Here is a 24,629-nt window from a genome sequence, read left to right on the forward strand (position 1 = left end):
GGGCCCGAAACAGTCGAAATAACAATAAGGCAGCGACTTTTCCCAGAATAAAAAACCGATGGCACGGCCCTTGCTCTGAGCATTCAGAGAAGTCGCAGTGCCAACTAAAAAAAACCTTGGAGCACCACCTCATGTCCCAGACGTTTTACAAGAAAGGCTTTCTGGCCCTCGCAGTGGCAACTGCGTTGGGTGTTTCTGCGTTTGCACAGGCTGATGTGAAAATTGGTGTGGCGGGGCCGATGACAGGCGCCAACGCCGCATTTGGCGAGCAGTACATGAAGGGTGCGCAGGCAGCCGCTGATGCAATCAACGCCGCTGGCGGTGTCAACGGGGAAAAAATCGTACTGGTCAAAGGCGATGACGCCTGCGAACCGAAACAGGCTGTGACGGTCGCCAAGGACCTGACCAACCAGAAAGTCGCTGGCGTAGTCGGTCACTTCTGCTCCTCGTCGACCATTCCGGCCTCCGAGATCTACGACGAAGCAGGCATCATCGCGATCACTCCAGGTTCCACCAACCCGGCTGTTACCGAGCGCGGCCTGAGTGCGATGTTCCGTATGTGTGGGCGTGACGACCAGCAAGGCATCGTGGCCGGCGACTACATCGTCGACGTGCTCAAGGGCAAGAAAGTGGTGGTCCTGCACGACAAGGACACCTACGGTCAAGGTCTGGCGGATGCTACCAAGGCCCAGCTGGAAAAACGCGGCGTGAAGCCGGTGCTGTATGAAGGCCTGACCCGTGGCGAAAAAGATTTCAGCACCATCGTCACCAAAATCCGCGGTGCTGGCGCCGACGTCGTTTACTTCGGTGGCCTGCACCCGGAAGCCGGTCCTCTGGTTCGTCAACTGCGTGAGCAAGGCCTCAAAGACGTCAAGTTCATGTCCGACGACGGCATCGTAACCGACGAACTGGTGACCACCGCTGGCGGTCCGCAATTCGTTGACGGCGTGCTGATGACCTTTGGTGCCGACCCACGCATGCTCCCAGAGAGCAAGACCGTCGTGGACGAGTTCCGCAAGAAAGGCACCGAGCCTGAAGGCTACACCCTGTACGCCTATGCTTCAGTCCAGACCCTGGCTGCAGCCTTCAATGGCTCCAAATCCAACAGTGGCGAGAAAGCCGCCGAGTGGCTGAAGAAAAATCCGGTCAAAACCGTGATGGGCGAGAAGACCTGGGACGCCAAGGGCGACCTGAAAGTCTCCGACTACGTGGTTTACCAGTGGGACAAGGATGGCAAATACCACCAGCTGGAAAAACAGAAGTAAGGGCTGACGCGATCACCTGATCCCTCAGTTCCTTGTGGGAGCTGACTTGCCCGCGATGACGGCCTGACAGACGACAACTTTGTTGAATGTTCAACCGCTATCGCTGACAAGCCAGCTCCCACAGGGGCGGTGGTGTCTGGGCTGATCGCGCCTGACATTGCTCCGACGTAAATCTGTATTTTCCCTAGAAGAACCGCACACCCACAGGCGTGCAGGTTCTCACTGCGTGAGATTGCGTTATGGATGGTATTTTCCTGCAGCAACTGGTCAACGGCCTGACCCTCGGGTCGGTCTATGGCCTGATCGCCATCGGCTACACAATGGTCTATGGCATCATCGGCATGATCAACTTCGCCCACGGCGAGGTTTACATGATTTCCGCTTACCTCGCGGCAATCAGTCTGGCTCTGCTGGCATACTTCGGTATTGAATCCTTCCCCCTGCTGATGCTTGGCACACTGGTCTTCACCATCATCGTCACGGCGGTGTATGGCTGGGTCATCGAGCGCGTCGCCTACAAACCGCTGCGCAACTCCACCCGATTGGCACCGCTGATCAGCGCCATCGGTATTTCGCTGATCCTGCAAAACTATGCACAGATTGCCCAAGGCGCCCGTCAACAAGGCGTACCGACACTGCTGACCGGTGCATGGCGCGTTGAGGTCGGGAGCGGCTTCGTCCAGCTTACCTACACCAAGATCTTCATTCTGGTCGCAGCGTTCGTCGGGATGGCCCTGCTGACCTACGTCATCAAGTACACCAAGCTCGGCCGCATGTGCCGCGCCACCCAGCAAGACCGCAAGATGGCCTCGATCCTGGGGATCAACACCGATCGGGTAATTTCCTACGTGTTCATCATCGGTGCCGCGATGGCGGCCCTGGCCGGTGTGCTGATCACCATGAACTACGGCACATTCGACTTCTACGCGGGCTTCATCATTGGCATCAAGGCGTTCACCGCCGCGGTGCTCGGTGGGATCGGCTCGCTGCCAGGGGCGATGCTCGGCGGGATCATTCTCGGGATCTCCGAGTCGCTGTTCTCTGGCTTGGTCAACTCGGACTACAAAGACGTTTTCAGCTTCTCGCTGCTCGTTCTCGTTCTGGTCTTTCGGCCCCAAGGCCTGCTCGGCCGTCCTCTTGTGTCGAAGGTGTAAGCGATGTCTTCAACCACTAAAAAAACCATTGATCTCAAAAGAAGCCTGGTTGACGCGATTCTTGCCGGCCTTGTGGCCCTGATTGTGTTCGGCCCGATTGTCGGCATCGTCCTCGACGGCTATGGCTTCAACCTGGAAGCGACCCGGGTGGCATGGATTGTCGCCATCGTCATGGCTGGCCGCTTTGCCTTGAGCCTGTTCCTGCAAACTCCCAAGGGCCTGAGAATTCTTGAAGGCTTTGAAAGCACCGGCTCCGGGGTTCATGTACTGCCGCCTGATTACAAATCCCGCTTGCGCTGGATCATCCCGGTGATGATCGTTATCGCCGTGGTGTTTCCGTTTTTCTCCAACTCCTACCTGCTGGGTGTGGTCATCCTCGGGCTGATCTACGTGCTGCTGGGCCTGGGGCTGAACATTGTGGTCGGCCTGGCCGGCCTGCTCGACCTGGGTTACGTGGCGTTCTACGCCATCGGAGCCTACGGGCTGGCACTTGGTTATCAATACCTGGGGCTGGGTTTCTGGACGGTGCTGCCGCTGGCGGCAATCACGGCCGGGTTAGCGGGTTGCATCCTGGGTTTTCCGGTGCTGCGCCTGCACGGTGACTACCTGGCGATCGTGACCCTGGGGTTTGGTGAAATCATCCGGTTGATCCTCAATAACTGGCTGTCCCTGACTGGCGGCCCGAACGGTATGGCGGCTCCGTTGCCGACGTTCTTCGGTCTCGAGTTCGGCAAAAGAGCGAAGGAGGGGGGCGTCCCGTTCCATGAGTTCTTCGGTATCGCCTATAACCCGGACGTGAAGTACTACTTCATATACGCGGTGTTGTTCCTGGTGGTTCTGGCCGTGCTGTACATCAAGCACCGCCTGACCCGCATGCCGGTCGGTCGCGCGTGGGAAGCCTTGCGTGAAGACGAAATCGCCTGCCGTTCCATGGGCCTGAATCACGTACTGGTCAAGCTGTCGGCGTTCACCATCGGCGCATCGACTGCCGGTCTGGCCGGTGTTTTCTTCGCCACCTATCAGGGTTTCGTCAACCCGACCTCGTTCACCTTCTTCGAATCGGCCCTGATCCTCGCCATCGTGGTGCTCGGCGGTATGGGCTCGACCATCGGCGTGGTGATTGCGGCGTTCGTGCTGACTGTAGCCCCGGAACTGCTGCGCGGCTTCGCTGAATATCGCGTGCTGCTGTTCGGCATTCTGATGGTGTTGATGATGATCTGGCGACCGCGCGGCCTGATCCGGATCAGCCGCACCGGTGTGACCCCACGTAAAGGAGTGGCGCCATGAGCGAAGAAATCGTTCTCTCAGTCGAAAATCTGATGATGCACTTCGGCGGCATCAAGGCCCTGAGTAACGTCAGCCTGCAAGTTAAACGCAACTCGATCTTCGCGTTGATCGGCCCCAACGGCGCGGGCAAGACCACTGTGTTCAACTGCCTGACCGGGTTCTATAAAGCGTCCGGCGGGCATATCGAACTCAATGCCCGTGGGGTGAAAACCGACGTTATCAAAATGCTCGGGGAACCGTTCAAGGCCATCGATTTCGTTTCGCCGAAAAGCTTCATCGGCCGGCTTCACTACAAGATGTTCGGTGGCACGCACCTGATCAACCGTGCCGGCCTGGCGCGGACTTTCCAGAACATTCGCCTGTTCAAGGAAATGTCGGTACTGGAAAACCTGCTGGTGGCCCAACACATGTGGGTCAACCGCAACATGCTGGCCGGCATCCTCAACACCAAGGGCTATCGCAAGGCTGAAAGCGATGCACTGGACCACGCGTTCTATTGGCTGGAAGTGGTGAACCTGGTGGACTGCGCCAACCGCCTGGCCGGTGAGCTGTCCTACGGTCAACAACGCCGTCTGGAGATCGCCCGGGCCATGTGCACCCGGCCGCAGATCATCTGCCTCGACGAACCGGCCGCCGGCCTCAACCCTCAGGAAACCGAAGCGCTGAGCGCGATGATCCGGCTGCTGCGCGACGAGCATGATCTGACCGTGGTGCTGATCGAACACGACATGGGCATGGTAATGAGTATTTCCGACCACATTGTTGTACTGGACCACGGCGTTGTCATCGCCGAGGGCGGGCCTGAAGCGATTCGACACGATCCGAAAGTGATTGCCGCCTACCTGGGCGCCGAAGAAGAGGAGGTGGTATGAGTGCACCCATCCTCGAACTCAAGGATCTGGACGTGTTCTACGGGCCGATTCAGGCCCTGAAGAAAGTCTCGTTGCACATCAATGAAGGTGAGACCGTCAGCCTGATCGGCTCCAACGGCGCCGGCAAATCGACCCTGCTGATGTCAATTTTCGGCCAGCCGCGGGCCGCTGACGGGCAAATCATCTATCAGGGTGTGGATATCACGCACAAGTCGTCCCACTACATTGCGTCCAACGGTATTGCTCAATCGCCGGAAGGCCGGCGGGTGTTCCCTGACATGACCGTCGAGGAAAACCTGTTGATGGGTACCATTCCAATCGGTGACAAGTACGCCAAGGAAGACATGCAGCGCATGTTCGAGTTGTTTCCACGGCTCGAAGAACGGCGTACCCAGCGCGCCATGACCATGTCCGGCGGCGAGCAACAAATGCTCGCCATCGCCCGGGCACTCATGAGCCGGCCGAAGCTGTTGCTGCTCGATGAGCCGAGCCTGGGGCTGGCGCCGATTGTGGTGAAACAGATCTTCGCGACCCTGCGGGAACTGGCCAGCACCGGCATGACCATCTTCCTGGTGGAGCAGAACGCCAACCACGCCCTAAAGCTGTCGGACCGGGCGTACGTAATGGTCAACGGCGAGATCCGCCTCAGCGGCACCGGCAAAGAGCTGCTGGTGAACGATGAGGTGCGCAACGCTTACCTTGGCGGCCACTGAGTTCGCCGTTGCAACAAACAAGCCCCGACGAGCAATCGCCGGGGCTTTTTTCTATCTATAAAACACCACCACCCCTGTGGGAGCGGGCTTGCTCGCGAAGGCGGTGTGCCAGGCAACATTGATGTCGAATGACACTCCCTCTTCGCGGGCAAGCCCGCTCCCACAGGGACCGCGGGGAAATTGTGGAAAACAATATTCACGACCTCTCAAAGCGCGACATAAAGCCGCTGCAAATTGCTGTTTTATCACGGTTTTGACTTGTCCCCGTTTGCTGTGGAGCTGGCTGTGAATAACGTGGGAGTAGCTGGCTGAAAGCCTTTGAATCCGTGGCTTACAGAGATGTGGTTGTTTTTTGATCAGGTGTTTTTACTGGACCTCGAGCCGCCTTTGTCAACCTTTTTGTTAGGGGCAAACCTGGTATGAATCGAGGTGGACAAGCCTGTGGATAAGTCTGTGGTTAAACTCTGGAAAGAGTCGGCTGAGGGCCGTAGTTACTGGCTTGGAGCCATCGTCGGTTTGACCGCCCGGTCGTGAAAATTGCCCGGGGTTACACAGCAGGCACCCGAGGGTCAAGCAAAAAACTTTCTAATCTGCCCGCAAAGCCTTGTGGGCAGCGGCTTGCAGCTTTTGCACTTGCCCCCGGAAACTGTGGACCGGCCTGTGGATAAGGTGCGCGTACATGGCTGCAAGCCACAGCGCATATGGCGTTGCCGGTGTTGATTGTTTTTTGTACGGTTTTTGCGATGGTTGCCGCTGTGGACAAGGCCGGGCATGCTGGCAACTGATTTTCTATTCCAAGGGCTGTCGATCAGCCGAAGCAAGGAGAACACGATGTCCAACACCCTGTTTATTACCGGCGCGACCTCCGGTTTTGGTGAAGCCTGTGCCCGTCGTTTTGCCGAAGCCGGCTGGAAACTGGTGCTGACAGGTCGTCGTGAAGAGCGCCTCAATGCCCTGTGCGCCGAGTTGTCGAAGCAGACCGAGGTTCATGGCCTGGTGCTCGACGTACGCGATCGCAAGGCCATGGAGGAGGCGATTGCCAACCTGCCGCCATCCTTCGCCAAGCTGCGCGGGCTGATCAACAACGCCGGCCTGGCCTTGGGCGTGGACCCGGCTCCCAAGTGCGATCTTGATGATTGGGACACCATGGTCGACACCAACATCAAAGGCCTGATGTACAGCACCCGCCTGTTGTTACCGCGTTTGATCGCTCACGGTCGTGGCGCCGGCATCGTCAACCTCGGTTCCATCGCCGGCAACTACCCGTACCCGGGCAGCCACGTGTATGGCGCGAGCAAGGCGTTCGTCAAACAGTTCTCCCTGAACCTGCGCTGCGACCTGCAAGGGACTGGCGTGCGGGTCAGCAACATCGAGCCGGGCCTGTGTGAGAGCGAGTTCTCGCTGGTGCGTTTCGCCGGTGACCAGGAGCGATACAACGCCACTTACGCCGGCGCCGAGCCGATCCAGCCGCAAGACATCGCCGAGACCATTTTCTGGGTGCTCAACGCACCGGCCCACATCAACATCAACAGCCTCGAGCTGATGCCGGTGAGCCAGACCTGGAGCGGGTTTGCCATTGAGCGCAATGCCAAGGCGTAAGACCGAGTAACGGCCATCGCGGGCAAGCCACGCTCCCACAGGGCTTGTGTTGAATCGCTATTTCGCGAACGACACAGAACCTGTGGGAGCGTGGCTTGCCCGCGATGGCTATCTCTCAGTCAGCGAAGATATTCGGCCAACCCGCGATAGCAGGTCGCCAAGTGATAAGGCGTGGTCGAAGGCATGTCCTTGCGGCTCACTTCGCCATGCTCATCGCGACACTCATACCAGCCACCCGCATGCAAAAAGCGCTGTTGCAGCGCCTGCAATTGGTGCTGCACAGAGGCTTCGCTGCCCGGGCGCAAGGTCAGGGCGCGCAGGTATTCGGCCTGGGCCCAGATGCGTTGGGTTGCATCACGAGGAGTGTCATCCAGCTCCAGCATCGCGCGCACAGCCCCGGTCTGCTGATCCAAGCCCTGTTGCTCGGTAAACGTAAAGGCGCGGTCCAGCGACGCATGCAATCTGGAGCCGCGCAGCAACGGTGAGGATTCCAGCAGGAAATACCATTCGAACTGATGGCCTGGCTCGAACCAGTTATCCACAGTGCCCAGCGGTTTTTCCATCAACACCGCGTGTTGCGGGTCGATGAAGCGCTTCTGCATGGCTGTGCATAACTCGACAAGCGCGCTCTGCACAGCAGCGTCCTCGCGCACCGAAAGGATGGCGAGGAAGGCTTCGGCCAAATGCATCAATGGATTCTGCAGCGGCCCGGAGTTGAGCGAGGACCAATCACGCTCCAGGCTGGCTTCGTACAGGCCGTCGCCTGTGGCGAAGCGCTGCGCCAACACTTCCAGTGTGGCGTTGAGCACCGACTCCACCAGCGGTTCGCGAACCTTGTCCCAATAATGGGCGCAGGCGAACAGGATGAAGGCGTGGGTGTAGAGGTCTTTGCGTTGATCCAGCGGCGCACCTTGCGGGTCGATGCTGTAGAACCAGCCGCCATGCTCGGCATCGTGGAAATGCCGTTGCAAGGAACGGAACAGTGCCGCCGCACGTTCTTCGGCCTCAGGTACTTGGCCGATCAGGCTGGAAAACAGGTACAGCTGCCGCGCACAAGCCATGGCCCGGTAGCGCTGAGGGGGCAGCGGTTGATGCTCGGCGTCCAGTGCTTCATACGGCAATGCCATGCCGGCGTTCCAGCCGGGGCCTTGCCAGAGCGGCACGATCACGTCCTGGAAGTGCTGTTGCACCGAGGCGAACAGGGCGGTCAATTCAGGCTGGGAAGCAGAGCGGGAAACAGGCGGCATTGGCTGGCGTCGTCACGGCAGGGGCGATTGCGCGACATGGTAGCAGAGAGGCAGGCTTGAGAGAGGCGGTGTCTGATCGGACGCTATCGCGGGCAAGCCCGCTCCCACAGGGATCATCGGTATTCACACGATCTGTGCTGGCGACGAATATCCTGTGGGAGCGGCGGTGCGGCGATCCGACTTGCCCGCGATGAGGCCGGTTCAGACGCCAGAGAATCAACCCGCCAGCAACCACACCCCAGTCGCCGCCGAAGCCGCACCCGCCAGCCGAACCAACGGTGCCGCCGCTTGAGGCAGCACTCGAACCACCGCATAACCCGCTGCATGCAAAGCTGCCGTCGCCACCACAAACCCAACCGCATACGCCCATGGGCTCGACATCTCCGGCAGCTCCAGACCATGCGCCACACCATGAAACAGCGCAAACAACGCCGCCGCAGCCATCGCCAGGCTCAACGGCGGACGCACCGCCAAAGCCACCGCCAGGCCCAACGCCAATACCGATGCGGCAACCCCGCTTTCCAGCGCCGGCAGGTTCAGCCCTTCAAAACCCAGCAGGCCGCCGATCAGCATAGTGCCCACGAATGTGCAGGGCAGCGCCCAACGCGCGGCGCCTTTCTGCTGTGCGGCCCACAACCCCACGGCAACCATTGCCAACAAATGATCGAGGCCGCCAATCGGGTGGCTGATGCCGGCCATCAAGCCATTGTCGCCGTGGCCCGGGTGAGCGAACGCGATGGCCGGGGTCAGCAGCAGGGCCATGGCGCCCAGAATGCGTTTCAGTGTCATGGATAAGCTTCCTTGTTGATAAGTGTGATCAGGCCGCAGTCAGCAAACCTTGGCGTTCGATGAAGGCGATGATTGCTTCCAGGCCCTGGCCGGTTTTCTGGTTGCTGAAGACGAATGGCTTGCCGTTGCGCATGCGTTGAGTGTCGCTGTCCATCATCTCTAGCGAGGCACCCACCAGCGGCGCGAGGTCGATCTTGTTGATCACCAGCAAATCGGATTTGCAGATCCCCGGCCCACCTTTGCGCGGCAGTTTGTCGCCGGCTGAAACGTCGATCACATAGATGGTCAGGTCCGACAGTTCCGGGCTGAAGGTCGCCGAGAGGTTGTCGCCACCGGACTCCACCAGAATCAGGTCCAGCCCCGGGAAGCGCCGGTTCAGTTGATCCACGGCTTCGAGGTTGATCGAAGCGTCTTCGCGGATCGCGGTGTGCGGGCAGCCGCCGGTTTCCACGCCGATGATCCGCTCGGGCGCCAGGGCTTCGTTACGGACCAGAAAGTCGGCGTCTTCGCGGGTGTAGATATCGTTGGTCACCACGGCCAGGTTGTAGCGGTGGCGCAGGGCCAGGCACAGGGCCAAAGTCAGGGCGGTTTTGCCGGAACCGACCGGGCCGCCGATGCCGACGCGCAGAGGTTGTGCGTTCATGTGATTCTCCAAAGTAAAAGGCCCTAGGAACGGAACAGTCGGCTGTACTGGCGCTCATGGGCCATGCACGCCAAGGACAGGCCGAAAGCGGCGCTGCCAGTGTGTTCGGGGTTGATTCGGGTGGCGTCTTGCTGGGCCTGTTGCAGCAGCGGCAACAGTTCGCTGGTCAGGCGTTGGGCGGCTTGCTGGCCCAGGGGCAGGGTTTTCATCAACACCGCCAATTGGTTTTCCAGCCAGCTCCAGAGCCAGGCGGCCAGCGCATCTTGTGGGCTGATCTGCCAGGCGCGGGCCGCCAGCGCCCAGCCAAGGGCCAGATGGGGCTCAGGGCATTGGTCGAGAAAGGCCCGGGCGGGTGCATCCAGTTCCGGTAAACCGTTGAGCAGTTGCTTCAACGAATAACCCATCTGCCGACTTTCCTGATGCAGCTCGCGGGTTTCCCGGCTGGCACGATGTTCTTCGCAACGTTGCAGCAGTTCAGCCCAGTTTTCTTCGGCCGCAGCGATGCAATGGGCGAGCAGTAGCGGCGCTTCGAAACGCGCGAGATTGAGCAGCAACTGATCGCTGATCCAGCGCCGCGCGCTGTCGGGATCGTTCACGCGGCCGTTATCCACAGCCATCTCCAAACCCTGGGAATAGCTGTAGCCGCCAATCGGCAGCTGCGGGCTGGCCAGACGCAGCAGCGCCCAGGCTGGGTTCATAAGCGCACGCCGAACTGGTGCAGTTTCGGCGGGTAGTTGAAATCCTCATCGCCATGGCGCGAGTGGTGATGACCGCCGCCGTAAGCACCGTGTTCCGGCTGGAACGGCGCTTCGATGTTCTCGGCGTTGGCGCCCAGTTGTTCGAGCATGGCCTTGAGCACGTAATCGTCGAGCAGGCGCAGCCAGCCATCACCGACTTGCAAGGCCACATGGCGGTTGCCCAGGTGATAGGCGGCGCGGGTCAGTTCGAAGGCGTTGGCGCAGGTGACGTGCAGCAGTTGTTCGGGGCGAGCGCAGACGCGAACGACGCGCCCGTCTTCGGCTTGCAGGCATTCGCCGTCATGCAGCGGCGGCTGACCGCGCTCCAAAAACAACCCGACGTCTTCACCTTCGGCACTGAAACAGCGCAAGCGGCTTTTGCTCCGGGCTTCGAAGGTCAGGTGCAACTCGGCGGCCCAGACGGGTTGAGGGTCGATTCTGCGATGAATCACCAGCATCGGAAGGCTTCCAGCAATGGGCAATGCTCAGGGATAGAGCAAGGGGCTTGCCAATCGGGTGAGAAGTAGGAAATGCCTGTCGGAGCGTAGGGGATGGTTCAGAATTTTGGATCATGTTGGTGCGCGTGGTGTTTTCGCGCACCAATGTGGGAGCGAGCCTGCTCGCGATGGCGGAGTATCAGTCACATCAAGTGGTGACTGTGGCGACGCTATCGCGAGCAGGCTCGCTCCCGCAGGGATGTGTATTTACTCGGTGCTGCCGAGGCCTTGCCAGTGTTTTAGGCCTATGAAGATGAAGCGCAACTGCTGCGTGATTTTTGCCTGAGGCGTCAGATGCTCCGGCAGCGCCTGTACCGGCGGATCGATAATGTCGGGCAAGGTGGCGAACACGCTTTTGACGATCAGATCAGCCATGACACCCAACCCTGCGATGTCCAGGTGTTGCAGTTTCGGCATCAGCGACAAGTCCGCCGCCAGGTCCGAGCTGATGTCTTCGCGCAAGCGGCCAATGGCCTGGCGCACCGGCAGCGAGCCGCCGTACTGTTCGCGGGCAAGAAACAGAAACTGCGAGCGATTGGCGGTGACCACGTCGAGAAAGATCCGCACCGAGGCGTCGATGATGCCGCCCATGACGAACTCGTTATGGCGCACCAAGCGGATGGTTTCACGGAAGGTCTGACCGACTTCGCTCACGAGCACCAGGCCCAATTCATCCATGTCGGCGAAATGTCGGTAGAAACCGGTGGGGACGATGCCGGCGGTTCGGCTCACTTCGCGCAGGCTCAGGCTGCCGAATCCTCGGCCGCTTTCCATCAGGTGGCGGGCAGCGTCCATCAGGGCGTTGCGGGTCTGTTGTTTCTGTTCGGCGCGGGGCAGCATCGCAAGGGTGTTTTCTGGACAGGGACAGCGGCGCACTCTAGCAAATCGGCTTCGCTGGCGTCGAACGACTATCAGGAGATCACGCGGGGAAATGCAGCTTCTATAAAGTCAAAAGCCCAATCCGGGGATTGGGCTTTTTTTCCAGGCCGCCACGGGCTTAGCTCACAGCGCTGTTGCGTTCGATTACACGGTCACCACCACCTTCAGCAAGGGTTTGGCCTTGTGGAGTGCGGTCGGTGCCGTCAGCAGCCAGGGTTTGACCTTGTGGGGTGCGATCGGTGCCGTCGGCAGCCAGGGTCTGGCCTTGAGGAGTGCGATCGGTGCCGTCAGCAGCCAGGGTTTGGCCTTGTGGAGTGCGGTCGGTGCCGTCGGCAGCCAGGGTCTGGCCTTGTGGGGTGCGATCCGAGCCATCTTGGGTGATCAGGCCTTTTTCTTTCAGGCGATCATTACCACCTTCGGCCAGGGTCTGACCTTGTGGTGTGCGGTTGGAACCATCAGCGGCAACGGTCTGGCTGAATACCGAGTGGCTGTCTTTGACTTGTGGAGTGGCTTGATCAGCAGCCGGCAAAGCAAAAGCGGTGCTGGCTAACATCGAGAGGGTCAGGCTAAGCAGTAATTGGCGTTTCATGATGGGTTGCTCCTTGGGAGGGCGATAAAGTGGGTACGAGGGCAATGCTACTCTCGATAAGTCGATATAAAAGTTCATAAACGCAATGGTAATAATCAACGGAATTGATTGTTTAGCCGAAGGGCTCTAAACCGGGCGTTTCCCGTGAGCGTTTTTGCCCTGAAGTGGGTATTTTCAACTCACTTTTGCCTCGCAAAAGTGCGGGGCGGGTAACGTCAAATGACTGGGGTGGGGGCGGACATTTGCGTCCAAATGGTCTTTCGGTTAAACCTGCGGCGCATTTGTCAGTCGTAGATTTCATGGCAGGCCGGTTCTGGCCTAACGTTTCATACGTGCGTCGCAGTCAGGGCGCTCAGTCGTATTCAGGAGCCCTGTGCAATGACGCGCACTCGTAAAATTCTCGCCTGGACCTTCGCCAGCCTGATTGTCTTGCTGGCGATATTGGTTCTGATCATCGCGTTCTTCGATTGGAACCGGATCAAACCGCCCCTGAACGCCAAAGTGTCCGAAGAACTGCATCGTCCGTTCGCCATCAATGGCAACCTTGCGGTCGTCTGGCAGCGTGAGCCAGATGAGGGCGGCTGGCGGGCCTGGGTGCCGTGGCCGCATGTGGTGGCTGAGGATCTCAGCCTGGGCAACCCGGATTGGTCGAAGCAACCACAGATGGCCACCCTCAAGCGCGTCGAGCTGCGCATTTCGCCGCTGGCCTTGCTGGCGCAGCGGGTGGTGATCCCGCGTATCGACCTGAGCGAACCCAATGCCGACCTGCAGCGTCTGGCCGACGGCCGCGCCAACTGGACGTTCAAGTTCGACCCCAAAGACCCGAACGCCGAGCCTTCGAACTGGGTGCTGGACATCGGGGCCATCGGCTTCGACAAGGGCCACGTCACGCTCGACGACCAGAAGCTGAAGACTCAGCTTGATCTGCTCATCGATCCGTTGGGCAAACCGATTCCGTTCAGCGACATTGTCGGAGACAAAGCGGCAAAAAAAGCGGTTGAAAAGGGTGGTTCGCCGCAGGATTACGCCTTTGCGTTGAAGGTCAAAGGCCAATACCACGGTCAGAATCTGGCGGGCCAGGGCAAAACTGGCGGCTTGCTGGCGTTGCAGGACGCCTCCAAGCCGTTCCCGCTTCAGGCGCAAATGAAGATCGCCGACACCAGCGTCGAGCTGGCCGGTATGCTCACCGATCCATTGAACCTCGGCGCTCTGGATTTGCGCTTGAAACTGGCCGGTGCCAGCCTGGGCAATCTCTATCCACTGATCGGCGTAACCCTGCCAGATACTCCGCCTTATGCCACCGACGGGCATTTGATCGCCAAGCTGCATGAGTCGGGCGGGGCGGTATATCGCTATGAGGACTTCAACGGCAAGATCGGCGAGAGTGACATCCATGGCAACCTGACCTACGTTGCGAGCCAGCCGAGGCCCAAACTCAGCGGGGCGCTGGAGTCCGATCAACTGCTGTTTACCGACCTGGCCCCGCTGATCGGCGCCGACTCCAACGCCAAGCAAAAGGGCCGCGGCGGTGAAAGCAAGCAGCCGGCGGATAAGGTGCTGCCGGTCGAGGAATTCAAGACTGAGCGCTGGCGCGCGATGGACGCCGATGTTGAATTCACCGGCAAACGCATCGTCCACAACGAAAAACTGCCGTTCAACGATCTCTACACTCATTTGGTGCTGACCGATGGTGTGCTCAGCCTCGAACCCCTGCGTTTCGGCGTGGCCGGCGGTAATCTCGATGCGCAGATTCGTCTGGACGGGCGCGCCGAGCCTTTGGAGGGCCGGGCCAAACTGACCGCGCGCAAGTTCAAGCTCAAGCAGTTGTTCCCCACCTTTGAAATCATGAAAACCAGTTTCGGTGAGCTCAATGGCGACGCCGACCTTACTGGCCGGGGCAACTCTGTGGCCAAACTGCTGGGCACTGCCGACGGCAATTTGAAGATGCTGATGAATGACGGCGCTATCAGTCGCGAGTTGATGGAGCTGGCGGGGCTCAACGTCGGCAACTATGTGGTCGGCAAGATCTTTGGCGACAAGGAAGTGAAGATCAATTGCGCGGCAGCCGACTTCGAGATCAAGGCAGGTCTGGCAACCACGCGGCTGTTCGTCTTCGATACCGAGAACGCGATCGTCTACATCGATGGCTCGGCGAACATGGCCACCGAGCAACTGGACCTGACCATCTCCCCGGAATCCAAGGGCTGGCGTTTGATTTCGCTGCGTTCGCCGCTGTATGTGCGGGGCAAGTTCATCAAGCCGGATGCGGGCGTGAAAGCGGTGCCGTTGATGTTGCGTGGGGCGGGGATGGTTGCGCTGGGTGTGATTGCCGCGCCAGCGGCGGGCTTGCTGGCGCTGATAGCGCCGAGCGCTGGTGAGCCGAATCAGTGTGCGCCGCTGCTGGAGCAGATGAAGGCTGGGAAGGCGCCGGTGACGGTTAAACCCACCAAGTAACTTTCGGCGTCTGTGAAGACGCCATCGCGGGCAAGCCACGCTCCCACAGGTTTTGTGTCGCATGCCGACAATGGGCAAGACGCAAAACCTGTGGGAGCGTGGCTTGCCCGCGATGGCGGTTCGATAGTCGCTATAGATCGTTCAGAATATCGGCCATGTCATCGGCAGGCTCTACGTCCCAGACCAGGATGTCTTCGATGCTCCTTGGAGTGCGTTCCCTGTAGGAACTACCGCAGGCTGCGATCTTGGCAATAGACCAGATAACCGGGCCTCCTCTTGCAACCACGCAAAAAACGCCCGCACCGGCGGATGCCGTTCACGGCCCGGTACGTACAGCGCGCTGTATCCGGCCCCGTCGACCTGAATGTCCCCCCGATAAGGCAGTAGCAAGCCGCTGGCCACACTCTCCGACACCAGAATATTGCTCGCCAGCACCAGGCCTTGCCCGGCGATGGCGGCTTGCAGGGCGTAATGCTCTTCGTCGTATTCACGCACCGCTGGTTGTTCGGTCAGCCAGGTTTCGCCGGATTGTGCACACCAGGCCTCCCAGCCGTGGGCGTACAGCTTGGAATTGTGCCAGCGCACGCTGATCAGGGTCGGTACCCGACTGGACGCCAGGGCCACTTGTTCAGGCGAGCCGTAGACCCCGAAGGACTCGTCGAACAGGCACAGGCCATACAGGTTCGGGTAATCGTCGAGGCTGTAACGCACCACCAGATCGACGCTGGCGTCCTGATGTAAATCGATGACTTCGCAGTGAGTGTCCAGGCGCAGGCTGATGTTCGGGTGGCGGGCATAAAACCGGCCGAGCCTTGGCACCAGCCAGAGGGCAGCGAAGGCGGCCGTGGTGGAAATCGTCAGGTTGGTGCCGCTGCGTTGTGGGCGCAAGGTATCGACGCTTTGCGCCACTTCCAGCAGGGCGCCGTGCAGGCTGCGGAACAGCCGTTCGCCGCACTCGGTGAGGCGCACCTGCCGTGGCAGTCGTTCGAACAACGGCACGCCGAGCCAGTTTTCCAGGGAGCGGATCTGGTGCGAGACCGCCGTCGGTGTCACGGAGAGTTCTTCGGCGGCAGCCTTGAAACTCAACAGGCGCGAGGCGGATTCGAAGGCGCGCAGGGCGGTCAGCGGCAACGAGGCAAACATTTGAAACTCCATGGATGAAATGAATTCATCCAGACTGATTTTTGTTCATTTGAAGATAGACGGTTACGCGCTTCAAGCTGCAAGCACAAGCCGTTTTAGTTTAGTCCTTAAGGAGATTCAGATGAGCAGAATTCTTGCCATTCACGCCAGCCCCCGTGGCGACCGTTCACATTCGCGGCGTTTGGCCGAGGTGTTTCTTTCCGCCTGGCAGGGCCGCAACCCGCAGTCGCAACTGACTCGCCGTGAAGTCGGTCGGGCGTTGATTCCGGCCGTCAATGAAGCGTTTGTCGCGGCTGCTTTTCATCCGGAACCTGAAGCGCGACCGCTGTCGATGCAGGCCGACCTGGCACTCAGCGATGAGTTGGTGGGGGAGTTGCTCGGCCATGATCTGTTGGTGATTTCCACACCGATGTACAACTTCAGCGTGCCCAGCGGCCTCAAGGCCTGGATCGACCAGATTGTGCGGCTCGGGCTGACGTTCAATCACACCCTGGACAACGGCGTCGCTCAGTACGAGCCGCTGGTGCAGGGCAAGAAGGCGTTGATCGTCACCAGTCGCGGCGGGTTCGGCTTCGGGCCCGGCGGTGAGCTTGAAGCGATGAACCATGCCGATCCGTTGCTGCGTACTGCTTTGGGTTTTATCGGCATCACCGACGTCACCGTTGTCGCCGCCGAGGGCGAAGAGTCCGCCGAGCGCACTTTCCAGGTGTCCGTGGCCGAGGCCGAGCAGCGTTTGCTGGCGCTGGCCAGGGCGTTCTAGATGGCCTGGTTGTTCTTGCTGATCGCCGCCGGGTTTGAGGTCACTTTCGCCATGGGCATGAAGTACGCCGAAGGTTTCACTCGGCTCTGGCCGTCAGTGATTACGGTGGTGGCCGCGGTGGGCGGGATTTACTTCCTGACGCTGGCTCTGCGCGAATTGCCGGTGAGCATCGCCTACCCGATCTGGACCGCCATCGGTTCACTGGGTACGGTGTTTCTCGGCTTTGCGCTGCTGGGCGAAAGCCTGACCGCGCTCAAGCTGGTGTCGGTCGGGCTGATTGTGGCGGGCGTGGTGGGGTTGAAGTAAGCGATGTCATAGACTGGTCGTTGAGTTGTCATCTTGGGTGGCGATGCTTGGCTGATGCCTTGCATCCGGCCTTGCTTCATCTCACCGATCACAAGGATGTTCACCCATGTCGCAAGGTTCCGCCACGCGTTACCCCTTGGTGCTGGTCCCGGGGATGCTCGGGTTTATACGTCTGTTGCTCTATCCCTATTGGTACGGAATCATTTCGGCGCTGCGCCGGGATGGGGCGACCGTGATTGCGGTGCAGGTCTCGCCGCTCAACTCCACCGAGGTACGCGGCGAGCAATTGCTGGCGCGGATCGAGGAGATTCTGCGCGAAACCGGGGCCGAGAAGGTCAACCTGATCGGCCACAGCCAGGGCTCGCTGACCGCCCGTTACGCGGCGGCAAAACGCCCGGACCAGGTGGCTTCAGTGACCTCGGTGGCCGGGCCGAATCACGGCTCGGAGCTGGCGGACTACCTGCACACGCATTATCCGGCTGACAGCGCCAAGGGCCGGCTGCTGAGCTTTTTACTGTGGCTGATCAGCGCGTTGATGTGCCTGCTGGAAACCGGCTATCGCGGGCCGAGACTGCCGGTGGATATCCCGGCTTCGCACCATTCCCTGACCACGGCGGGCGTGGCGCTGTTCAATCAGCGTTATCCACAGGGCCTGCCTGACACCTGGGGCGGGAACGGCCCGGAAGTGGTCAATGGCGTGCGGTATTACTCCTGGTCCGGGACTTTACAACCGGGCAAGACCGATCGCGGGTGCAACCTGTTCGACGGGACCAATCGCAGTTGCCGGTTGTTTGCCAGAACCTTCGTGCGTGAAGCGGGGCATTGCGACGGGATGGTCGGGCGTTACAGCTCGCATCTCGGGACAGTGATTGGCGATGAATACCCGATGGATCACTTCGATAGCGTCAACCAATCACTGGGGCTGGTGGGCAAGGGTGCAGAACCGGTGCGGTTGTTTGTCGAGCATGCGGCGCGGTTGAAAGCGGCCGGGGTTTAGGCCCCTGTGGCGAGGGAGCTTGCTCCCGTTGGGCTGCGAAGCAGCCCCCAATATATTGCGACCGCTTCGCGCTCGAGCGGGAGCAAGCTCCCTCGCCACAAATGGTTATGTACGCCCCAGCACGGTAGTCCAGCGCTCCGACAAAATCACCCCACCCAACGTCAACACCCCACCCACCAGGTGATACAGCGCCAATTGCTCACGCAGCACCACCGCAGCAATCAGCGCCGTAATCAACGGCAGCAAGTTGAAAAACAGCGTGGTCCGGCTCGGCCCCAGGCGCACCACGGCCTGCATCCACGCCAGCGGCGCAAGCATCGAGGCCAGCAGGCAGGCATAGAGCACCAGCGGAATGTTCTGCAGAGTCGGGCCGATTTTCGGTGAGGCGAGGAACAGCGGAAACAGCACCACCACCGCAACCAACACCTGCAAATACAACAACACCAGCGGCGGCAAACGCAGCTGCCATTTTTTCAGCAATGTGCTGTAAATCGCATACGCCAGCGTGGCGATCAACATCATCGCGTCACCCAGGTTCACCCCGTGTTCCAGCAACGCGCCAAGGCTGCCGGACGACACCACCACCAAGACTCCCGCAAACGACAACACCGCGCCGGCCAGTGCGCCGGCGGTCAGGCGTTGGCCGAGGCTGACAATCGCCATGGCCAGCGACATCAACGGCATCAGCGACAAAATGATCCCCATGTTGGTGGCCGAAGTCAGCGTCGCAGCGAAGTAAGCCAGGCTCTGATAAACCGCCATGCCAAGCACGCCGAGGATGAAAATCCTGCCCAGGTTCGGGCGGATCAACGGCCAGTGGGCGATCACCGGTTTAAGCATGAAAGGCGTGAACAGGATTGCGGCCAGCAGCCAGCGGTAGAAGCCGATTTCGGCGGGAAAGATCGCGCCGACCGCCAGTTTGTTGATCACGGTGTTGCCGGCCCAAATGAAAATGGCCAGCAGGGGGTAAGCGTATTGCATCGAGAAAAACCAGAACGTTAATGAAGGGTGATTATCCGCTGTCTGAATCAATGCCTATACTGCAATCCAGACAACTTGCCTCTGATTCCGGACAGCATGAACAGCAAACACATCGACCTGCTGGATTTCAGCGAACTGCCGGCCCCGGTCTATTTCCGTTATGCCGACTTCAACACCCATGAATACGCCTCGGCCCACCATCACCCTTGGGGCACCCTCGAGTATTCGGCCAATGGCGTTTTGCACATGGAAATCGGCAGCCGCCGCTTCATGTCGCCGCCGCAATACGCGGTGTGGGTGCCGCCCGGCACCGAGCACAGTTTCTATAGCAATCAGCCGATCAACTATCGCGCGGTCTGCCTCGCGCCGGCGCTGTGCCGCGATCTGCCGCAGCAGGCCTGCACCCTGGCGATCAGCGACATTCTCAAGGCGATCCTGAAAGACTTCGCCGCCCGTGATGTGAAAATTCCCGAGCACGATGCAGACAAGCGTCTGGCTCAAGTGCTGGTGGACCAACTGCAACAGGCGCCGATGCATGAGTGTTACTTGCCCTACGCCAGCAGCTCCGGGCTGCTCGCAATCCTTGAAGCCTTGCAGGCCGAGCCTGGGGACAACCGGCCATTGGCGCACTGGGCCGCACAAATTCACGTCAGCGAACGCACGTTGGCCCGACAGTTTGTTCGCGAGTTGGGCATGAGTTTCGGTGAGTGGCGGCAACGGTTGCGGTTTCTGGCGGCGATCGAAGCGCTCGATAGCCAGCGCAGCATTCAGGAAATCGCCTTCGACATGGGCTACAGCACCGGCTCGGCATTTATCGCGATGTTTCAGCGTCAGGCCGGGTGCACGCCTGAGCAATATCGACGCAGCCACCTCGATAGCAGGTGAACGTGTAACAGGCTTTGTCTACACTCCGAAATGAGGCCGCACCCATCGGTGCGGTAACAAGGAGAACACTCCATGAAGATGTTGCGTGCCCCGTTGTTGATGGTCGGTTTGCTGCTCTGTTCCCAGGGTTTCGCCGCCACTGCCCAACAGAACAAAATGACCACCTGCAATGCCGACGCTACCGCCAAAAGCCTCAAGGGCGACGAGCGCAAAGCCTTCATGAGCACCTGCCTCAAAGCCGCGCCGGCCGCCGATGCCGCCAAACCCCTGACCCCTCAACAAGAAAAGATGAAAACCTGCAACGCTACCGCCGCCACCCAGGCCCTCACGGGTGACGCGCGCAAAACCTTCATGAGCGATTGCCTGAAGAAAAAATAAGCATTGTGGGAGCGAGCCTGTGTGGCGAGGGGGCTTGTCGGAACGCCGCATCGCCCCGTTGGGGAGCGAAGCACCCCTGAAACCAGCCACCGCGATCTTGAATTAGAAAGCAGTGACCGGTTTTACGACTGCTTCGCAGTCGAACGGGGGCAAGCCCCCTCGCCACACAAGCTCGCTCCCACAGTTTCGTGTGTGCTCGCTTCGGCGCCGGAACGCTGGCAGACTGCCAATCCTTTTACGTCGTTCGTTTTGAGGCTGTATGTCAGCGTTTTCTCAGCGTCAGGTCTTGTTGCTTATCAGCTGGGTCATCATTTTTGGTGGTTTACTGCTGGTGATCCCTCTGCGATTGCTGCCCAGCCTGCTGGCCGGGTTGTTGGTGTTCGAACTGGTCAACATGCTCACGCCGCAATTGCAGCGGCTGATCGAAGGCCGCCGTGCGCGCTGGCTGTCGGTGGCGTTGCTGGGAACACTAGTGGTCAGCGTGCTGGCGCTGATCTTTGCCGGTGCGATCAGTTTTCTGCTGCACGAGGCGGAAAACCCTGGCGCTTCTCTCGACAAATTCATGGTCGTGGTCGACCGCGCACGCGGGCAATTGCCGCCGTTCATCGACGCTTATCTGCCGGCCAGTGCCGCCGAGTTTCGCGTGGCCATCGGCCAGTGGATGAGCAAGCACCTCAGTGATTTGCAACTGGTGGGCAAGGACGCGGCGCACATGTTCGTGACGCTGCTGATCGGCATGGTGCTGGGGGCGATCATCGCCTTGCAGCGAGCGCCGGATGTGACCAAGCGCAAGCCCTTGGCCGCGGCGCTGTTCGACCGCTTGCACCTGTTGGTCCAGGCGTTTCGCAACATCGTTTTCGCCCAGATCAAGATTTCCCTGCTCAACACCTTCTTCACCGGGATTTTCCTCGCGGTGGTCCTGCCGATGTTCGGGATCAAGCTGCCGCTGACCAAAACCCTGATCGTGCTGACCTTCCTGCTCGGCTTGTTGCCGGTGATCGGCAACCTGATGTCGAACACCTTGATCACCATCGTCGGTTTGTCGTTGTCGATCTGGGTGGCGGTGGCGGCGCTGGGTTACCTGATTGTTATCCACAAGCTCGAATACTTCCTCAACGCGCGCATCGTCGGCGGGCAGATCAGTGCCAAGTCGTGGGAGTTGCTGCTGGCAATGCTGGTGTTCGAAGCCGCGTTCGGCCTGCCGGGGGTGGTGGCGGGGCCGATTTATTACGCGTATCTGAAGAGTGAGTTGAAGCAGGTGGGGATGGTTTGATCTGGCGTTGATCTAATTGTGGCGAGGGAGCTTGCTCCCGTTCGGGTGCGCAGCAGCCGCAAAACCAGCGTATGAGGTGCACCTGACGAAATGGTTTGAATGGTTTCAGGGCTGCTGCGCAGCCCAACGGGGGCAAGCCCCCTCGCCACAGGGTTTCAGGTCAATCCATCGGGCCGTAACGCTTGGCCGCCTCGATCGCCAACCCACTGCCGATGCTGCCGAAGATGTTGCCTTCCACGTGCCGCGCATTCGGCAGCATGGCCGAGACGCTGTTGCGCAGTGCCGGAATCCCGCTCGAACCGCCGGTGAAGAACACCGTGTCCACCTGATCGACTCGCACATTGGCGTCGTTCAACAATTGGGTCACGCTGTTGCGCACCCGTTCCAGCAGGTTGTCGATGGCCGATTCGAACAGTGCCCGGCTCAGTTCCACGCTCAAACCCGGTTCGATACGATCCAGTGGCACATGGCGGCTGTCGGCGTGGGTCAGCTGGATCTTGGTTTCTTCCACTTCCATGGCCAGCCAATGCCCGGCGCGCTGGTCGATCAGCTTGAACAGGCGATCGATGCCGCCAGTGTCCTCGATGTCGTAACGCATGCTGCCCAAGGCCAGGGTCGATTTCTGCGAGTACACCGAGTTGATGGTGTGCCAGGTCGCCAGGTTCATGTGGTGGCTGGTCGGCATATAGGCGCCGCTCTTCATCCGGCTGCCGTAGCCAAACAGCGGCATCAGGCCTTGCAGGCTTAGCTGCTTGTCGAAATCGGTCCCGCCGATGTGCACGCCACCGGTGGCGAGAATGTCGTCGTGACGGTTGTCATGGTTGCGGCGCTCAGGGGACAGGCGCACCAGCGAGAAGTCCGACGTACCACCGCCGATGTCCACAATCAGGACCAGCTCTTCTTTTTCGATGGTCGACTCATAGTCGAACGCCGCCGCAATCGGCTCGTACTGGAACGAGACATCCTTGAAACCAATGGCGCGGGCCACGTCCACCAGGGTGTTTTCTGCTTCCTGGTCGGCCATTTCATCGTCATCGACGAAAAATACCGGACGGCCCAGCACCACTTCCTCGAATTCCCGACCGGCAGCGGCTTCGGCACGCTTTTTCAACTGGCCGATGAACAGGCCGAGCAGGTCCTTGAACGGCATCGCCGTACCGAGGACGCTGGTGTCGTGCTTGATCAGTTTGGAACCCAGCAGGCTCTTGAGCGAGCGCATCAGCCGGCCTTCGTAACCTTCCAGGTACTCGTGCAGCGCCAGTCGGCCGTATACCGGGCGGCGTTCTTCCATATTGAAGAAGACCACCGAGGGCAGGGTGATCTTGTCGTCCTCCAGCGCGATCAGCGTTTCCATGCCGGGGCGCAGCCAGCCGACGGTGGAGTTGGACGTGCCGAAGTCGATACCACAGGCACGGGCTGGAGATGCGTTTTTCATGTCTTTCAAGTTCCGGTTAAAAAACGGCCGCGCAGTGTATGTCAGTGCGGCGAAGATTCGAAGGCCGACTATCCGTTAAATCGCAGCGATCAGCGCTTGAAAGATGCTCCAACACCCCCAAACTTCCCTGCATAGACTTGGCAACCCCTGGGGCGACTGCAAGAACCGCGCCCTGCTGCCGATAAACTTCTGATGCGCTGCCCGGTCACAACCTTGAGATCGGTCAATCCAAACGCTGCAAACAAGAGCATGCTGTGCCTGGCTGCGCGATTTCGATAATGGATGGTGATTCCCTCGATGGACTTCAAAGACTATTACAAGATTCTCGGTGTGGAGCCGACCGCGGACGATAAGGCGATCAAGGCCGCCTATCGAAAGCTGGCGCGCAAATACCACCCCGACGTCAGCAAGGAAAAGGACGCCGAGGCCAAATTCAAGGACGCTTCGGAAGCCTATGAAGCGCTGAAAAGCGCCGACAAGCGCGCCGAATACGACGACCTGCGCAAATACGGCCACCACGGTCAGCCCTTTCAGGGCCCGCCGGGTTGGCAGAGCCGCGGTGGTTTCGGTGGTGGTGGTCAGGACACGGGCGATTTCTCGGACTTCTTCAGTTCGATTTTCGGCAACCGTGGTCCGGGTTTCGATGGTGGTGGGCGGTCAGGCCGAAGTGCCGGGCGTCGAGGGCAAGACGTGGAAATGGAATTACCGGTTTTTCTGGAAGAAACCCTCTCGACCGAATCGAAGAAGGTCAGCTTCCAGGTACCGCATTACAACGCTGCGGGCCAGCATGTCAGCAACACCAGTAAAAGCCTGAACGTGAAGATCCCCGCCGGCGTGACCGACGGCGAGCGCATCCGCCTCAAGGGCCAGGGCGCTCCGGGTATCGGTGGCGGGGCCAATGGCGACCTGTACCTGACCATCCGTTTTGCGCCGCACCCCAAATTCGACGTCGAAGGCGAGAACCTGATCATCACCTTGCCGCTGGCACCCTGGGAGCTGGCGCTGGGGACCGAAGTCGCGGTGCCGACCCTGACCGGCAAGATCAACCTCAAGGTTCCGGCCGGCAGCCAGAACGGCCAGCGCATGCGCGCCAAGGGTCATGGCCTGCTGCACAAGGCCGGTCACCGTGGCTATCTGTTCGTGCAGCTCAAGGCAGTGATGCCGAAAAAACTCGACCATGACGTCAAAGAGTTGTGGGAGGAGCTGGCGAAAAAAGCCGCTTTCGATCCGCGAGAGAATTTCTGATTTCGAGATAAGGAGTAGCCAATCATGAGCGACCCCGTGATCGTTCTACTGGACCTGGCAGAATTCTGCGAGGCGACCGAACTGTCGGACGTGCACGTGATCGAGATCGTCGAACACGGCATCCTCGAACCGCAGGGGTCAAATCCCAAGGATTGGCGTTTCACCGACTATGAACTGGTGCTGGCCAAGCGCGCTGCCAAGCTGCGGCGCGATCTGGAACTGGAATGGGAAGGCGTCGCCCTGGCGCTGGACCTGCTCGAAGAGGTCCAGCAACTGCGGGCCGAGAACCGCATGCTCAAGCAGCGGTTGGGGCGGCTTGTGGTCGAATAATCGCGCTGATGTTTCTGCATTGCCTGTCAGGTCGCTTCGCGAGCAGGTGATCTGCTGCGAACACAGAATTTGTGAACACCAACGATCCACTGTGGGAGCGAGCCTGCTCGCGATGAACGACAACGCGGTCCCCCTGCCTCACCTTCCTGGGGAGCACTACCGCCGATAACG

Annotated in this window: 25 protein-coding genes; 15 read left to right on the forward strand and 10 right to left on the reverse strand. The window is 59.9% G+C overall.

Annotated features, from left to right (window positions below; translation table 11 throughout):
* Positions 1-131: 131 nt before the first annotated feature.
* From ACZ3HH_RS05350 to ACZ3HH_RS05375, 6 genes are all read left to right on the forward strand, one after another.
* Positions 132-1,265 (forward strand): ABC transporter substrate-binding protein, encoded by a 1,134-nt coding sequence (locus ACZ3HH_RS05350; RefSeq protein WP_465803218.1) that lies wholly within the window; start codon positions 132-134, stop codon positions 1,263-1,265.
* A 239-nt stretch (positions 1,266-1,504) separates the two neighbouring features.
* Positions 1,505-2,419: an ABC transporter permease subunit gene (locus tag ACZ3HH_RS05355; protein ID WP_465803219.1), complete on the forward strand. Its 915-nt coding sequence runs from the start codon at positions 1,505-1,507 to the stop codon at positions 2,417-2,419.
* A gap of 3 nt (positions 2,420-2,422) precedes the next feature.
* A complete protein-coding gene (livM, locus tag ACZ3HH_RS05360; protein ID WP_460148144.1) occupies positions 2,423-3,706 on the forward strand; it encodes a high-affinity branched-chain amino acid ABC transporter permease LivM in 1,284 nt (427 codons plus the stop codon).
* Complete coding sequence (locus tag ACZ3HH_RS05365; protein WP_465803221.1) at positions 3,703-4,578, forward strand: ABC transporter ATP-binding protein; 876 nt, start codon at positions 3,703-3,705, stop codon at positions 4,576-4,578. Before livM ends, ACZ3HH_RS05365 begins: the two co-directional genes overlap by 4 nt.
* Positions 4,575-5,291, forward strand: a complete 717-nt coding sequence (locus tag ACZ3HH_RS05370) for an ABC transporter ATP-binding protein (protein WP_030128307.1) — start codon at positions 4,575-4,577, stop codon at positions 5,289-5,291. Before ACZ3HH_RS05365 ends, ACZ3HH_RS05370 begins: the two co-directional genes overlap by 4 nt.
* A gap of 831 nt (positions 5,292-6,122) precedes the next feature.
* Positions 6,123-6,890 carry an SDR family oxidoreductase gene (locus ACZ3HH_RS05375; RefSeq protein WP_038978733.1) on the forward strand — a complete coding sequence of 256 codons (768 nt, stop codon included), beginning with the start codon at positions 6,123-6,125 and terminating at the stop codon, positions 6,888-6,890.
* Positions 6,891-7,009: 119 nt separating this feature from the next.
* Here ACZ3HH_RS05375 and ACZ3HH_RS05380 read toward each other — a convergent pair whose 3' ends face one another.
* The 7 genes from ACZ3HH_RS05380 to ACZ3HH_RS05410 all read right to left on the reverse strand — a co-directional run bounded on the left by ACZ3HH_RS05380 (position 7,010) and on the right by ACZ3HH_RS05410 (position 12,271).
* Positions 7,010-8,137, reverse strand: coding sequence for an AGE family epimerase/isomerase (locus ACZ3HH_RS05380; RefSeq protein ID WP_465803223.1), 1,128 nt, complete (start codon positions 8,135-8,137; stop codon positions 7,010-7,012).
* A 216-nt stretch (positions 8,138-8,353) separates the two neighbouring features.
* Positions 8,354-8,926 carry a HupE/UreJ family protein gene (locus ACZ3HH_RS05385; protein WP_465803226.1) on the reverse strand — a complete coding sequence of 191 codons (573 nt, stop codon included), beginning with the start codon at positions 8,924-8,926 and terminating at the stop codon, positions 8,354-8,356.
* A gap of 28 nt (positions 8,927-8,954) precedes the next feature.
* Positions 8,955-9,569, reverse strand: a complete 615-nt coding sequence (ureG, locus tag ACZ3HH_RS05390; protein ID WP_465803228.1) for an urease accessory protein UreG — start codon at positions 9,567-9,569, stop codon at positions 8,955-8,957.
* A gap of 23 nt (positions 9,570-9,592) precedes the next feature.
* The gene (locus ACZ3HH_RS05395; protein ID WP_465803230.1) at positions 9,593-10,267 is read right to left on the reverse strand and encodes an urease accessory protein UreF; all 675 of its coding nucleotides are present in this window, start codon (positions 10,265-10,267) and stop codon (positions 9,593-9,595) included.
* Positions 10,264-10,764, reverse strand: a complete 501-nt coding sequence (ureE, locus tag ACZ3HH_RS05400) for an urease accessory protein UreE (RefSeq protein WP_465803231.1) — start codon at positions 10,762-10,764, stop codon at positions 10,264-10,266. The genes ACZ3HH_RS05395 and ureE overlap by 4 nt, the downstream gene beginning before the upstream one ends.
* A 246-nt stretch (positions 10,765-11,010) precedes the next feature.
* Positions 11,011-11,643, reverse strand: coding sequence for a TetR family transcriptional regulator (locus ACZ3HH_RS05405; RefSeq protein ID WP_465803233.1), 633 nt, complete (start codon positions 11,641-11,643; stop codon positions 11,011-11,013).
* 157 nt (positions 11,644-11,800) lie between these two features.
* Positions 11,801-12,271, reverse strand: a complete 471-nt coding sequence (locus tag ACZ3HH_RS05410) for a hypothetical protein (protein ID WP_465803234.1) — start codon at positions 12,269-12,271, stop codon at positions 11,801-11,803.
* A 378-nt stretch (positions 12,272-12,649) separates the two neighbouring features.
* On the opposite strand from ACZ3HH_RS05410, the gene ACZ3HH_RS05415 reads away from it, so the two are divergent.
* Positions 12,650-14,725: an AsmA family protein gene (locus tag ACZ3HH_RS05415; protein ID WP_465803235.1), complete on the forward strand. Its 2,076-nt coding sequence runs from the start codon at positions 12,650-12,652 to the stop codon at positions 14,723-14,725.
* 171 nt (positions 14,726-14,896) lie between these two features.
* On the opposite strand, the gene ACZ3HH_RS05420 is transcribed toward ACZ3HH_RS05415, so the two are convergent.
* On the reverse strand, positions 14,897-15,880 hold the full coding sequence (locus ACZ3HH_RS05420) for a LysR substrate-binding domain-containing protein (protein ID WP_465803237.1): 984 nt from the start codon (positions 15,878-15,880) through the stop codon (positions 14,897-14,899).
* A 109-nt stretch (positions 15,881-15,989) separates the two neighbouring features.
* On the opposite strand from ACZ3HH_RS05420, the gene ACZ3HH_RS05425 reads away from it, so the two are divergent.
* The 3 genes from ACZ3HH_RS05425 (at position 15,990) to ACZ3HH_RS05435 (ending at position 17,931) form a co-directional block, all read left to right on the forward strand.
* Entirely contained in the window at positions 15,990-16,628 is a 639-nt protein-coding gene (locus ACZ3HH_RS05425) for an FMN-dependent NADH-azoreductase (protein WP_465803238.1), read from the forward strand.
* Complete coding sequence (locus tag ACZ3HH_RS05430) at positions 16,629-16,934, forward strand: DMT family transporter (RefSeq protein WP_465803240.1); 306 nt, start codon at positions 16,629-16,631, stop codon at positions 16,932-16,934.
* Positions 16,935-17,040: 106 nt separating this feature from the next.
* Positions 17,041-17,931: an esterase/lipase family protein gene (locus ACZ3HH_RS05435; protein ID WP_465803242.1), complete on the forward strand. Its 891-nt coding sequence runs from the start codon at positions 17,041-17,043 to the stop codon at positions 17,929-17,931.
* A gap of 105 nt (positions 17,932-18,036) precedes the next feature.
* Here ACZ3HH_RS05435 and ACZ3HH_RS05440 read toward each other — a convergent pair whose 3' ends face one another.
* Positions 18,037-18,912, reverse strand: a complete 876-nt coding sequence (locus tag ACZ3HH_RS05440; protein WP_465803243.1) for a DMT family transporter — start codon at positions 18,910-18,912, stop codon at positions 18,037-18,039.
* 96 nt (positions 18,913-19,008) lie between these two features.
* Here ACZ3HH_RS05440 and ACZ3HH_RS05445 point away from each other — a divergent pair, with 96 nt between their 5' ends.
* The 3 genes from ACZ3HH_RS05445 (at position 19,009) to ACZ3HH_RS05455 (ending at position 21,448) form a co-directional block, all read left to right on the forward strand.
* Positions 19,009-19,797: an AraC family transcriptional regulator gene (locus ACZ3HH_RS05445; RefSeq protein ID WP_465803244.1), complete on the forward strand. Its 789-nt coding sequence runs from the start codon at positions 19,009-19,011 to the stop codon at positions 19,795-19,797.
* A gap of 72 nt (positions 19,798-19,869) precedes the next feature.
* Entirely contained in the window at positions 19,870-20,175 is a 306-nt protein-coding gene (locus ACZ3HH_RS05450; RefSeq protein ID WP_460148124.1) for a PsiF family protein, read from the forward strand.
* Between the two features lie 259 nt (positions 20,176-20,434).
* Positions 20,435-21,448 (forward strand): AI-2E family transporter, encoded by a 1,014-nt coding sequence (locus tag ACZ3HH_RS05455; RefSeq protein WP_465803246.1) that lies wholly within the window; start codon positions 20,435-20,437, stop codon positions 21,446-21,448.
* 160 nt (positions 21,449-21,608) lie between these two features.
* Here ACZ3HH_RS05455 and ACZ3HH_RS05460 read toward each other — a convergent pair whose 3' ends face one another.
* Complete coding sequence (locus tag ACZ3HH_RS05460) at positions 21,609-22,883, reverse strand: Hsp70 family protein (RefSeq protein WP_217855644.1); 1,275 nt, start codon at positions 22,881-22,883, stop codon at positions 21,609-21,611.
* Positions 22,884-23,180: 297 nt separating this feature from the next.
* Here ACZ3HH_RS05460 and ACZ3HH_RS05465 point away from each other — a divergent pair, with 297 nt between their 5' ends.
* Together ACZ3HH_RS05465 and ACZ3HH_RS05470 are read left to right on the forward strand one after the other, a co-directional pair.
* Positions 23,181-24,128, forward strand: a complete 948-nt coding sequence (locus ACZ3HH_RS05465) for a DnaJ C-terminal domain-containing protein (RefSeq protein WP_095053018.1) — start codon at positions 23,181-23,183, stop codon at positions 24,126-24,128.
* A 24-nt stretch (positions 24,129-24,152) separates the two neighbouring features.
* Positions 24,153-24,458 (forward strand): chaperone modulator CbpM, encoded by a 306-nt coding sequence (locus ACZ3HH_RS05470; RefSeq protein WP_465803249.1) that lies wholly within the window; start codon positions 24,153-24,155, stop codon positions 24,456-24,458.
* Positions 24,459-24,629 lie beyond the last annotated feature (171 nt).

It is taken from the genome of Pseudomonas sp. PME37.24/025 (assembly GCF_055556615.1).